Raw genomic sequence first — 12,536 nt, forward strand, 5'->3', positions numbered from 1 at the left:
CACGCTACCCAATACTCGAAAAACGTCTCGTTGGAGTGATGATGAGCGGTAGTGGGATATCCCAATATTCAACAGGTAGTTTACTGACTTGCTGGCAATCGTGAGCAAAACCCACAGCCAGAGGCTGGTTTTCGACAACCTGAGCTAAGGTGCGATCGTAATAACCGCCGCCCATTCCCATGCGATTACCACTGGCATCAAATGCCACTAATGGCGTTACGATGACATCTAAGTGATTAACTGGCATCACCTTAGATGCATCAAGCTTTGGCTCGCCAATACCGTACTGGTTTTCTACCATTTCAGTTTGCTTGTCGTATTTTAAAAACAACAAGTTACCCGGACTAAACGGGTGCACCACTGGTAGGTAGGTTTCGACGCCTTGCTGCCAAAGCGCATCAATAATCTTGTTAGTAGCTAGCTCGCCGTCATGGGTTAAATACAAGGCGACACGCTTGGCGTTGAGGCGCTGAATTTCTGCCAGTAAATGGCGGCTGGCAATAAGTGCTAATTGTTGCTGCTCATCTTGCGTTATGCTGTTGCGCTCTTGACGAATATGGCGGCGAATTGCCTGACGACTCATATTGTTTGAGTCGAATAATTGAATTTGACTTGCCGAGTTGGCAAAAGTGCTAATAGAGATATTGCCTTTGGCAGGAACTGCGTGAGGCATGTGCTCAGTCATAAAGCGGGTTAAGGTCATTCAATAATCTCTTGAGGTGAATGGCATTAAGAGGGGATTAACTCACAATGGTACTGTTAGCGTGTTACAGCGGCCAAGCGTTATTGATAAACGTATCATTAAAATATTGCTTCTACTAGCATAAAAAAGGCGACCTAGGCCGCCTTCGTTCATCTCGATTGTCTACTGTTATACGGTTATTTATCGAGCTTTAATGACTTGAGTAACACTGCGCTATTGTATTCAGATATGGCTGATTTAGCGTTTAGCCAAAAACGTCTTCGAGTAAACATAATTGCCAATGGAATACTCAAAGCAGCAATTTCAACAGCTGAAAACACAACATACCCCACCGCAGGGATGATTAAATTTGCGAGTCCCTCAATATAGTCTTGATTATTATCTGGTAATAACCCCATTTGCTTATCCAAGTACATCATTAAAAATTGCAGCGCTATTGCAGTGATAGTTGCTATCACACCGCCCAGCAGTTTCATGTGCCACTTTTGGGGACTAAAGGCACCAAAGAACACCATGTAGATACCAACAAATAGTGCTAGCCCTACAATCATGTTGCTTGGTTCCATGACAAAGTACCCAATAGAAAGACTAAACGACACTAATGAGAGCATGAAATATGACATGACAAAGCCGATTGATAAGGTGAGTAACCATCTTTTTTGCTGGCTAATTTGTTTCCAATACAGTTTAGGGAGCAAGTGGTATAGCAGGGCAAACCAGGCAATGATGATGAGGTAGTTGGCCCAAACAGGAAAACCAAATAAGCCAAAGTCTCCAATAAATGCGCCAAAATAGAACCTATGATGATCTAACAAGCCTAAGCGGTGTTGTGACTCAAAAGCGACTTCTGGCAATAGCAGCGCAACACCTGCTGCAAGCATTATGAAAATATAGCTAAAGTGAACTAAGTTTTTAGTCAGCTTCCAGGTAAAACCAGCATTAGTCTGCTTTTTAAGTTGTGATAGTAGCGTTTGGTAATTACTCATTACCGCGGCTGCTATATCCTTGGAAACCCAGTTTTCTTGCAACAGGGCAAGTTTCGTATTGGTTTCATGCGCTTCAATCACAGCTTTAATCGCTGGTGTTGCTAATACTTGTTTATCAGACTCTTTATTGCCTTCGCCAAGCTTTTGAGCTCGTTTCCACACAGCAGGGTCATATACGCCACCGGCATCATGGGTGGCATTATGGCTCCCTGCGAAACACATTTTTGTATCGACATTATCGATATGCGCAGTAAATTGTAGTGTGGGGAGATCAGCGGTGAGACCGTAAAGAAAAGTACAACCTTCAAGTGGTTCACGGACGTCAATCTCGGTGATATCAGTCATACCGTTAATAATATCTAGCCCCGAATTGGCCACATAATCTTGGGTCCAGTCATGGTAATCCGTGCTGTTGAAGAACCATTTTGTTGACCGTTTAGCATCGCCGTCAATGGTGTAGCTGTAATAAAGATAGCCCCCGCCATCGCACGTTCCGCAAGTTACTTTACCGCTGCCATGGCAGGTGTAGCAGGTTTTTCTGCCCGAACCATAACAAGATGAGCAGCTTTCCGTTGTGTATACAGTGCGATTATTGTGATCTTGTCGAGTCACATGGTTACGGCCGCTACCACCGCACTGAGTGCAGCTTGTACTGCCATTACCATGACAGGTGCCACAATCACATTGCCCTGTACCATGGCAGACATAGCATGGATCGCTGCCCACAAACCTATCGGGTGCTGAGCCTAGCGATTTATCTCGAATGACGAAGTTTTTGGCGACATCGTTAGACAGCATGCCTTTAAAAGTTTCATTAAAGAAAGGGTCTTGACCGCTAACATACTGTTTCGCATTTTCATGGGCACAATCACAAGCTTGCTGAGAGCTACCTGCGTTCACCCCGCTCGGGCAATGGGGGCCATGGTCGTGTTTATTGACCCCAATTTCAATTGTCCAACCAAAATGAAACTTAAGGTTAGGTGACTTTGCTTGCTCATCACTGAGCACTACAGGGACTTTTTCACCCGTTAAGTCTTGGCCATTCTTGCGAATGTAATCTTGAAACGCTTGTAATTGACTCACTGTAAAATCCTACTACTTAATGAATGAGTGAGCGATTTAGGCATGTGAAATGGCATGCTTAAATAGCGATTATTGTCGATGTAAATTGATAGTGAACTCAGTGCTTTCTGCCGTTAAATTCACCCATTGGCGCTCAGGTGTATATCCAGGGGCAGTGACTTTAATGTCATATGCGCCCTGCGGTAGCTGCATTTGTGGTGAGTATTTGGGTTTAATATTCATCACGGCAATACGTGCATTGTCGGCGTTGGTGATAATGCTTAGCGGCAATAATGCTGTTGTCTCTTGAGTGGGCTGATGCGCTTTACTGCTGTTTGCTGAGAATCCTTGCATGGCCTCATCAAGGTGGTGAATCGGGCCACTGATAGCGTCAAAGCCGCGGCTAATTTGCAAACTGCTATCTAGTGCATCACCAATAGGCTGTACTAGCGGCTGTGTGGTTAATAGCCAGCGCAAAGCATAGGAAATACTGGCGGAATCATTGGCTTCCATCTGCCTGAAAAAGTAATTGGTAGCGCTGTCTTCAAGGGTGAACTGATTACTACTAAATGACATGGGCACCACAAAAATGGAGGCCAGTAGTGTCGCCGATATGCCCACATTAATCAGTTTTTGTTTAGAGTGCTTGGTGCGCGGCTCAGCAGGGTTGTGTTTCGCGGCTTTGATTAATTCCCATGCTTTTATAGGCAGCTTTAGCACCGTCAGTAACACTAAGGCTAAGCTTAGTGACATAGATATTGGCGGAATGATGGTCGCTCTCAGTGCTGATTTTCCTGATGCTTCAAACGCACCACCATCGGCAAACTCTGCTTTTTGTGCTTCGAGCACACGCAATAATTCAGTGGTGTTGCGCTGAATATTAGGCTCAACTACTCGGTTTAAAAATTGCTTATTATTCCAGTCAGCTAGCGTGGGAGACACATACATGTCACCCATTTCAGCTTGTATTCGTTGTTGGGTTTGTTGATGCTGCTGAAATGCCTGCCAAGATAAATTGGGAGGAATATTATAACCTTTGTTGCGCATTTCATTACGCCACCGAGTGTCAGCTTCTTGTTTGACTTTGCTAGCCACAGCATTGTCAAACTCACTTCGATTGGCCATCTGCCAGCTGTCAGCAAGGTGTAAACCTTTTTGCTTGAGTCGGGTTCGCACCTTGTCACTGGTCAGTTTGTGATGCCTAAAGCGGTGAATATCGTTTATCTCGCGCGGGTAGCCACCAGACTCTTTTATGAAGTCACCTTCCATTTTGACCAGTAGAATATTTTTATAGTGATTAACATCATTGGTATACACCATGCGATGATCGCGTATACCAGCATCGCCGCCAGTAGCCGCATCAATGGCCTGCATAGCGGTAAATAAGCCTAAGGTCATTACGCCTGTTACGATGGAGTTGGTGACATTTTCTGAGGTAGAAATCTCTTCGCGAATTAACCACTCATTGGGCTCAATATAAGGCATGCTATTTTTTTCAAATTCGCGGTCGTAACGAGTTTGAATACGCTCGAAGCAGTTATCTCTTCGGCTGCCTTTTTTCATGTCAGCACATTTACTACGCTGCTCAAAATACGCGTAAATTTGTGGGGCTATTTTTTGTGCGCGCGCTTCTACTCGGGCTTCGTAGGCCGCTTCACCTTGTTGGTATTGCTGCCAGCCTTGTTTAACTTGGTTTTGTGTGTCGAGCCAATATTCATCAGCTCGTTGGGGTGACGTTGCCAAAGCATCATTGTACTCTGCTGACCCCGCTAGGTAGTCCGTATAAGCTTGCTGAAGCTCACTACGGAAATTGTCGTAACGCTGATAGTGGCTGTCGAAGTTTGCCATGGCGCGGTCGCGGACAAACTTTTCCATAATAGGGCGTTTTTGTTGCTCTAGCTCTGAAACCAAGACATCATCGGCATACACTAAACCGCCAAATACAGACAAGAACGTCTTCTCAACCCCGTGTGGGGCAGATCTGGATCGTATTCAATACCTTCAAATTGAATCGACTTTTCGATCAACGCGCTACGAAGCACCTGTGAAAGGTAAGCTTGTTGTCGCTGCTCTGGAGTAGAGGCATCAATAATGAAATAGTCGACCAACCATTTTTGGCCAAAAAACACTGTCGGCCAAACTAAGATGGCGATTAATGCAAAGCTGCCTAATGCGCTTGGAATCGTGGCTACTCGTTTTCCCTTAAGTAATAAATCGGCTAATAACAGGGTGACACCGATACCACTAATGGTTCGCCCGAAAAGCTCCACTGCATGCAATTCGGCTTCTGTGGCATTTTTACCGCCTGCAACATTTACTAGCGCCGCGTTAAATACCGCCTCAGGAAAAAGGTAAACCACCGAGCAAATAAACATGGTCAGCATCCACCAAAATGGTTTGCCTAATGCAGTAATTTGCGCAATTTGCTTTGCCTGTTTAGCTTGTTGCTTTTCGGCTTTTGCTTGCTGTTTTTGGGTATCTGCTAGTTGTTTTTCTGCCTGCGACATCTGCTGCTGTGTCGGAGATTGGTTCAATAAACCACTGGCAAAAGGGCTTTGTTTATTATTGCTCATTGTGCTTACTTGGTAATGTGATGATGATGGTTTCGCCATTGTTTCGTTCTATTTTTTCATCACTAATCGTCGGGAAACGAAATGGCTCATCCTTAGATGTATCAGGCGTTTTGTGTTCAGCAGCAACGGCTACGTTTGTGTGTGCAATGCGTTTAAGACCATGATTAAGCGATATGTAATAACCCTCGCTTTGGTAGCCCTGCATTTGTGCGAACTGAGTAAAGTCAGCATCAATTGGCAATGACGCAATGTATTTGCCCATGGCGGACGATGGCTGATAGTGGCCTTTAGGTTTGGCGGCTGAAAATAAGCGTTGGCATACTTCAAATGGTGTGGCGTCGACAATTGCGCCATTAGGTAATTGATTTGAGGTTAAACGTTGTAACTGTTGCTGATGATAGGCCGTGCCGTTAATCGTGTAGGTGTAAACCCGCATTCCTCGCTGTTTGGCTCTTGCTTTTACTGCAGGCGTTTGCATGAAGCTGCGAATATCCAAATGTAAGCCGGAATGACTGCCGAGTTTTTGCTGTATTTTATTTAATGCCGCACTGCTGGTGTGATCTTGATATCTGCTACGATATCGCTTGGTGCCGTAGCGATGCCCACGCTCGAAATTGCGCTGATTATCCAGATAGTAAGCATCATTCTTGACACCCTTCTTCATATCGGCAAGTAAGATATCGACACTGGTTGGGTGAGCTTTTTGCACCAAGCCAAGATAAACATTTGGGTTAATGTCACGAAGCTTTTCTAAAGTACGAATATCGTCAGCTGAGTAGTAAAAGTGCCCTTGACCAACATAGGTCAATAACATCTGGTTTAGCTCAGTTAATCGCTCGACATTGGCAGAGGATTTAATTTCTACATTAAGGGACTGTCCTCTATGGCGGTAGTAGGCAAAGGTTTGAAAGGCTTCAAGTGCCGTGATTGGTCGTATGTTGACGAGTTCTCGGGTGTGTTTATCCCTTAGTTTCAGCTCAGTGTATTGTTTTAAATTCATCCGGTTGAGTTTGTATTTCTCACCGGTGTAATGCACGGTTGCTCGGCCTGTTTCTTCATCGTGATGATTAACCCAGGTACCGTCTCTTAACAGCATCACATCAATTTCTACGCTGTTAAAGTTGTCGACTAATGCACTTGCAATCGCCATTTGACCACTCTCTGGCTGGCGAAAGTCTCCCCTGTGTGCAGAAATGTCTAGAGCACACTGCTCGGTAGACAACATTTTTATTTCATCGTTGATATTCAGGTATAAGTTGCGATCAGCTAATGCGAGTTGAATATCGACGGTATCTTTTCCTCTAAATTGACTATCTAAAGGAAAGTTAGCCAGTGCAGCAGGTCTTTTTTCTGTGGCAGGTTTGATAGGTTCTGGGGCGGAAGAACAACCGCTTATGAGCCAAATTGTCGTGAGTGACAACAAGCAACAATACAGCCCTCTTTGTAATCTATTTGTCATAATCCATACTGCAAACCATTAATATTGAAGGCGTTATACCTCAGCATTAGTTGGTTAACAATTGGCATATGGGGAGATTTACCAAAACGATACAAGCCGCTTATTTTTCACGGTGATAAATGATGCATTTACCTATACTTGTATCGACTATTTGCTTGTATGCGCTCTTTGAATGGATTGATAGCTTTGGCGTATGTGACTGGCAAATCGTGATTTTATAAACGCAACCTTGGAGAGAGAATTAAATAGCACTGACTGCGCGGTTATCAAAACAGCACAGTTTAACTTGGCGTGATTTTATCTGAAGAGTAGTTGAACCCGTGACAAGGTATTAAACAGAAGGGGGGATATAACAGATAAGATAAAGTTGGAATGCTCCCCAAGATACCGTCGCCGGTGTAGCCCTTGAACCGTAGGTTCAAGGCGGGTAAATGTTTATCTCCTAAGGCTTCTCGGTACTTGCCAAGCATGCGCAATGTCAATAAAAGCATCTACCCTGGGTTTGTAAATATCGGCACAGGGACATTACCAGCTAAACGCATATCCCAGGGAGCAAAAACAGGGTTGATAATCGCAGTTGCGTGTATCAGAAATTCTAGTTTAGTCGTCCTTGTGGCTACGTTCAATCAAGGCATTTTCTAGCGTTGCTTGAAGTAGAGAGATACGCTCGTCCATTTGCGCCATGTACTGTTTGTTTTGTTGTTTTTCTTCAAACAGTTGGTTGCCAATATTGAGTGCGGCCATAATGGCTAACTCTTCACGGCTTAAATTGTTCGTGCGGGCTTTTAAGGTACTCAGTTGGCTTTCAACTTCGCTGGCGACTGCGTGCAAGGCTGCCTCGCGTCCTTCAGGACATGCGATTGAGTAGGTGCGACCGAGAAGGGTAATTTCTACTGCACGATTACTCATACCTAGTTTGCGTCTTCCTTAATTTATTCACGATATTGGCGAACTATATAGGGCAATATTTAAAAGAGCAAGGCACAGCAAGGTTAATTTTCTTATTTGCTGTTTGTCTGAGCAAATCGGTACTTTTTTCCTACAACATAGGGGCGATCATTTGGTGAGCAGGGGCAACTCTGTTAGCATTAAGTCATTAATGTTCTAGCGAGAAAAGACTATGGCAACCCCACCTTCACTGTGTATTGATAAGTTAAAACAAGCCCTTGATGCGGCAGAAATTGGCCAGCATCCGGTTGAGGTTCACGGCGCGTTAGTTGGACTTATATGTGGCGGTGTTGAGCAGCAAGGTAATGCCTGGCAAAAAGCGCTTATTGACTTGATGAATGATGGTCAGCCGCTGCCAAATGATTTACAGCACTTAATTACCGAGCTTTATCAAGACACGGTAGCGCGTTTAGGTGATTACGAGTTTGGTTTTACTTTATTGCTACCTGAAGAAGAAGTGCAGCTGAGCCATCGCGTTGAAGCATTAGCACTATGGACCCAAAGCTTCTTAACCGCGATTGCGGTAATTCAACCTAAGCTAAACAGCGCATCAAGCGATGTAAAAGAAGTGATTAAAGACTTAGCTGAGATCGCTCAGGTTGAGTTTGACGTACAAGATGACGAAGAGTCAGAGGCGGCTTACACCGAGCTTCAAGAGTTTGTGCGTATGTCAGCTATTTTATGTTACTCGGAGTTTGGCCCTGAAATTACCCCAAATGAAGATGACAGCAAGCCGACGATTCACTAACTTGGCTTTCATTAGCTTAGCTTGTATCTAAGTTAGCTTTTATCTAAGAACTTATGTTGATGAAGTCGCTTACCTGTTTTGTATAGGGCTGCAGTCTAGACCTTGATATTAGAGCCTAAAGCGCTAGCGACTTCATTTTGTTTGCACATTTTTTCGCACACGGAAATGCTAGATGCCAACATCTGAATCAGCACCTTCATCTCAATCAGCTACTTCATCTCAAGCACTGTTTGATGTGGTTATTGTCGGCGGCGCAATGGCGGGCGCAACTCTCGCTCTAGCGCTGACTAAGCTCTCTGCTCAGCAGCCAAACAAACCCCTGCGTATTGCGCTTATTGAAGCCAAACAAGTAGACGCTAGTCACCCTGGATTCGATGCTCGTTCAATCGCCATTGCCCACGGCTCAATATTTCAGCTGCAACAACTTGGCATTTGGCAGCACATTGCCCATTTAGGCACGCCAATTAATCAAATCCATGTGTCAGACCGTGGTCACTTTGGCATGACAGAGCTGCTTTCTGAGTCGCTTAATGTTGATACTTTTGGTCAGGTGGTTGAGCTTGCAAGTGTGGGCAGGTGTTAATGGCTGAGCTTGAAAAGCTCAGCAAGCAGCATCCAAATATCTTAAGTTTGTATTGCCCAGCAGGTGTTGAAGAAGTTTCTGCGCAAGCAGATTACCAGCAACTCACCCTAACAACAGGCGAGCAGCTTAACGCCAAACTCGTGGTTGCTGCCGATGGCGCATTTTCAAAAGTTCGCACTCAGCTTAATCAACCAAGTGAACAGGTTGATTTTGAGCAGTTTGCCATTGTTGCCAACGTGGTTAGTGACAAAGCGCATCAAGGCTGGGCCTTTGAGCGCTTTACCGAGCATGGGCCAATTGCGCTGCTGCCAATGAGTGATGTGCAAGGCAAAGCCAGATTGTCTTTGGTGTGGGCGATGCAACCAACTGAGGTTGAGCGCGTTAAAGCCTTACCTAAGAGTGAGTTTTTGGCTGAGCTACAAACTGCTTTTGGTAATCGTTGCGGTCGCTTTACTGATGTCGGCTCGCTAGTGAGCTACCCGCTAACGCTGAGTTATATGGCAAGACCTTTTTATCATCGCTGCGTGTTTGTGGGGAATGCCGCGCAAACCTTACACCCAATAGCAGGGCAAGGTTTTAACCTTGGGCTACGCGATATTAATGGTTTAATCAAGGCTATCGAGCAGGCACTGGCTGCTGGTGAAGCAGACCTTGGCAGTAGCGAGCTTATTCACAACTATTATCAAAGTCGTCAGCAAGACAGGGATGCCACTCTCAATAATATCGAGTTTTTAGTGCGCGGCTTCTCAAATCAGCATTGGCCACTAGTGGCAGGGCGCAGCTTAGGGCTAAGATTGCTATCTTGGCTGCCACCGTTAAAAACGCCGGTTGCTGAAATTGCCATGGGGTGGCGCTAAGCTACTCCTAGAACTAGTCATTTGTCGATCACCAAGGAATAAGGAACACCTATGTATCAAACCCAAACCTATGATGTCGCCATTGTTGGCGGAGGTATGGTTGGCCTAGCTACTGCAATTGGCTTAGCTCAAGCTGATTTATCAGTAGTGGTGATTGATGCAAATACCACAGCGCCGAGTACAGGTGATGCCAAACTTCGTGTCAGCGCAATTAATAAGGCAAGTCAGCAATTACTCACTAACCTTAGTGCCTGGCAATATCTTGATGGTGAACGCCTAGGCCCGTATCAAAAAATGGCGGTGTGGGATAAAGATGCGCTAGGTAAAATCGATTTTGATGCTGCCAGTATTAGCGAGTCGACCTTGGGCACTATTATCGAAAATCAGGCGATTAGCTATGCGCTAGCAAAACGCGCGGCAGAGCTAAGCAATATTACCCATCTTGAAGGCCAACGCCTTGAGCGAGTGGCCTTTGGTGAGCGCGAAACTTGGCTGACGCTTGAAAGTGGCGATAACCTATCGGCTGCCTTGGTTGTTGGCGCGGATGGCGCTAACTCCTGGGTGCGTCAGCAATGCCAAATCCCGCTTACCTTTTGGGATTACGGCCATCACGCCATTGTTGCCAGCGTGCGCACTGAGTTAAACCATGATGCCACTGCGCGTCAGGCATTTTTACCTGATGGCCCACTCGCTATGTTGCCGCTATTTGAAGATAACTTAAATTCAATTGTGTGGTCGGTAGACCCGCAGCAAGCTGAGCAATTGATGGCGTTAGACGACAGCGAGTTTAATAAAGCCTTAACAGCTGCATTTGATAGCCGCTTAGGTTTGTGTGAAGTGGTGAGCGAGCGTCAGTCATTCCCGCTGCGTATGCGTTATGCCCGTCATTTTGCTCGCCACCGTTTAGCCCTTGTTGGCGATGCAGCCCATACAATCCACCCGTTAGCAGGGCAAGGGGTGAACCTTGGCTTTTTAGATGCGGCAAGTTTGGTGCAAATTGTGGTAGAGCTGCATGAGCAAGGTAAAGATATTGGCGATTATGCCAACCTTCGCCGTTATGAGCGCTGGCGCAAAGCTGAGGCAATGGAAATGATCGCGGCGATGGAAGGCTTTAAACGACTATTTGCAGGCAGTAATCCACTGAAAAAAGCTGTGCGCGATCTTGGATTATCACTGGTAGATAATATCGCTGGACTGAAAACAGTGTTCATCAAACAGGCCATGGGCAATAAAATCAATTTGCCTGAGCTGTGCCAGAAAACAAATTCTCACTAATAAGTGTTAAAAACGGTTATATATCAATCGATCCAGCCACATAGCCGTTTGTCATACAAAAAAGCCTAAATTCTCGCATTAGCTAAACTAATGCGAGAGCCCTCAGATTAGAAAAAATTCTTGTATACAATTCAGCTTGGCTGAGTATAATTTCGCGGCATTTTATCAAATACCTACATAGCGCCAAGACGCTGTGATGGCCCACAATAAGGGATAATAATGGCTAGCAAAACTGTACTTTACACTAAGCACTTAGAATCTAATGCGAAGATGGTTGATTTCCATGGCTGGGAAATGCCAATCAACTACGGCTCACAAATCGAAGAGCACCACGCAGTTCGTCAAGACGCTGGTATGTTTGACGTGTCACACATGACAGTTGTAGACGTAACAGGCACTGACGCTAAGGCATTTTTACGTAAGTTGTTAGCTAATGACGTTGCTAAGCTCACCGTACCTGGCAAAGCGCTATACGGCGGCATGCTAGATGAAAACGCTGGCGTAATTGACGACCTTATTACTTATTACCTATCTGAAACTCATTACCGCGTTGTTGTTAACTCAGCGACTCGCGTAAAAGACCTAGCATGGATCAACAAGCAAGCGGCAGCATTTGACGTAACCGTTACTGAGCGCCCAGAGCTTGCGATGATTGCCGTACAAGGCCCAAATGCTAAAGCAAAAGCAGCTGAAGTATTTTCTGATGAGCAAAAACAAGCGGTTGAAGGCATGAAGATGTTCTTTGGCGCGCAAGCAGGCGACTTGTTTATCGCAACCACTGGTTACACAGGTGAAGCGGGTTACGAAATCATCGTGCCACAAGAGCAAGCTGAAGATTTATGGCAAAAGCTGCTTGATGCAGGCGTTCGCCCATGTGGTTTAGGTGCACGTGACACGCTGCGCCTTGAAGCTGGCATGAACCTTTACGGTCAAGATATGGATGAAACCATCAACCCGCTAGCGGCCAACATGGGCTGGACAGTAGCGTGGGAGCCAACAGACCGTGACTTTATTGGCCGTGAAGCATTAACTGCAATCAAGGCACAAGGAACTGACAAATTAGTCGGTTTGGTCATGGAAGCCAAAGGTGTTTTACGCCATGATATGGCAGTGTTTTTCACTGATGCAGACGGCGTTGAGCACCAAGGTAAAATCACCAGTGGTACCTTCTCACCAACTTTAGGCTACTCTATTGCAATGGCGCGCGTACCAAACGGTATTGGCGAAGTAGCTGAAGTAGAAATGCGTAAGAAGCGTGTACCGGTAAAAGTGATTGCGCCATCATTCGTACGCAACGGCAAACAAGCCTTTTAGAAACAAATTTTAGAGACAAGTCGCATCA

At 45.4% G+C, this 12,536-nt stretch carries 9 protein-coding genes, 1 other RNA gene and 1 pseudogene; 4 read left to right on the forward strand and 7 right to left on the reverse strand.

What is annotated here, in order from left to right:
- Positions 1–4: 4 nt before the first annotated feature.
- From EXU30_RS14485 to EXU30_RS14510, 7 genes are all read right to left on the reverse strand, one after another.
- On the reverse strand, positions 5–703 hold the full coding sequence (locus EXU30_RS14485) for a 5-formyltetrahydrofolate cyclo-ligase (RefSeq protein ID WP_130601205.1): 699 nt from the start codon (positions 701–703) through the stop codon (positions 5–7).
- Between the two features lie 176 nt (positions 704–879).
- Positions 880–2,772 carry a hypothetical protein gene (locus EXU30_RS14490; protein WP_130601207.1) on the reverse strand — a complete coding sequence of 631 codons (1,893 nt, stop codon included), beginning with the start codon at positions 2,770–2,772 and terminating at the stop codon, positions 880–882.
- A 69-nt stretch (positions 2,773–2,841) separates the two neighbouring features.
- A complete protein-coding gene (locus tag EXU30_RS14495; RefSeq protein WP_242620219.1) occupies positions 2,842–4,701 on the reverse strand; it encodes a hypothetical protein in 1,860 nt (619 codons plus the stop codon).
- Positions 4,680–5,324: a hypothetical protein gene (locus EXU30_RS20655; RefSeq protein ID WP_242620220.1), complete on the reverse strand. Its 645-nt coding sequence runs from the start codon at positions 5,322–5,324 to the stop codon at positions 4,680–4,682. Before EXU30_RS20655 ends, EXU30_RS14495 begins: the two co-directional genes overlap by 22 nt.
- Positions 5,314–6,783, reverse strand: coding sequence for a glycerophosphodiester phosphodiesterase (locus EXU30_RS14500; RefSeq protein ID WP_130601209.1), 1,470 nt, complete (start codon positions 6,781–6,783; stop codon positions 5,314–5,316). Before EXU30_RS14500 ends, EXU30_RS20655 begins: the two co-directional genes overlap by 11 nt.
- A gap of 372 nt (positions 6,784–7,155) precedes the next feature.
- A non-coding RNA gene (gene ssrS, locus EXU30_RS14505) (6S RNA) lies at positions 7,156–7,338 on the reverse strand.
- 45 nt (positions 7,339–7,383) lie between these two features.
- On the reverse strand, positions 7,384–7,692 hold the full coding sequence (locus EXU30_RS14510) for a cell division protein ZapA (RefSeq protein ID WP_130601211.1): 309 nt from the start codon (positions 7,690–7,692) through the stop codon (positions 7,384–7,386).
- A 211-nt stretch (positions 7,693–7,903) separates the two neighbouring features.
- Here EXU30_RS14510 and EXU30_RS14515 point away from each other — a divergent pair, with 211 nt between their 5' ends.
- The 4 genes and pseudogenes from EXU30_RS14515 (at position 7,904) to gcvT (ending at position 12,508) form a co-directional block, all read left to right on the forward strand.
- Complete coding sequence (locus EXU30_RS14515) at positions 7,904–8,479, forward strand: UPF0149 family protein (RefSeq protein ID WP_130601213.1); 576 nt, start codon at positions 7,904–7,906, stop codon at positions 8,477–8,479.
- A 172-nt stretch (positions 8,480–8,651) separates the two neighbouring features.
- Positions 8,652–9,919: pseudogene (ubiH, locus tag EXU30_RS14520) on the forward strand (2-octaprenyl-6-methoxyphenyl hydroxylase).
- Between the two features lie 51 nt (positions 9,920–9,970).
- Positions 9,971–11,194 carry an FAD-dependent oxidoreductase gene (locus EXU30_RS14525; protein ID WP_130601215.1) on the forward strand — a complete coding sequence of 408 codons (1,224 nt, stop codon included), beginning with the start codon at positions 9,971–9,973 and terminating at the stop codon, positions 11,192–11,194.
- Positions 11,195–11,413: 219 nt separating this feature from the next.
- Positions 11,414–12,508 (forward strand): glycine cleavage system aminomethyltransferase GcvT, encoded by a 1,095-nt coding sequence (gene gcvT, locus EXU30_RS14530; RefSeq protein ID WP_130601217.1) that lies wholly within the window; start codon positions 11,414–11,416, stop codon positions 12,506–12,508.
- Positions 12,509–12,536 lie beyond the last annotated feature (28 nt).

The sequence above is a fragment of the Shewanella maritima genome (assembly GCF_004295345.1).
Lineage (GTDB): Bacteria > Pseudomonadota > Gammaproteobacteria > Enterobacterales > Shewanellaceae > Shewanella > Shewanella maritima.

What these genes read in the sequence shown, in the direction of transcription:
- EXU30_RS14485 (WP_130601205.1), bottom strand. Translation starts at nt 703, where the DNA reads ATGACCTTAACCCGCTTTATGACTGAGCACATGCCTCACGCAGTTCCT.
- EXU30_RS14510 (WP_130601211.1), bottom strand. Translation starts at nt 7,692, where the DNA reads ATGAGTAATCGTGCAGTAGAAATTACCCTTCTCGGTCGCACCTACTCA.
- EXU30_RS14515 (WP_130601213.1), top strand. Translation starts at nt 7,904, where the DNA reads ATGGCAACCCCACCTTCACTGTGTATTGATAAGTTAAAACAAGCCCTT.
- gcvT (WP_130601217.1), top strand. Translation starts at nt 11,414, where the DNA reads ATGGCTAGCAAAACTGTACTTTACACTAAGCACTTAGAATCTAATGCG.
- EXU30_RS14500 (WP_130601209.1), bottom strand. Translation starts at nt 6,783, where the DNA reads ATGACAAATAGATTACAAAGAGGGCTGTATTGTTGCTTGTTGTCACTC.
- EXU30_RS20655 (WP_242620220.1), bottom strand. Translation starts at nt 5,324, where the DNA reads ATGAGCAATAATAAACAAAGCCCTTTTGCCAGTGGTTTATTGAACCAA.
- EXU30_RS14525 (WP_130601215.1), top strand. Translation starts at nt 9,971, where the DNA reads ATGTATCAAACCCAAACCTATGATGTCGCCATTGTTGGCGGAGGTATG.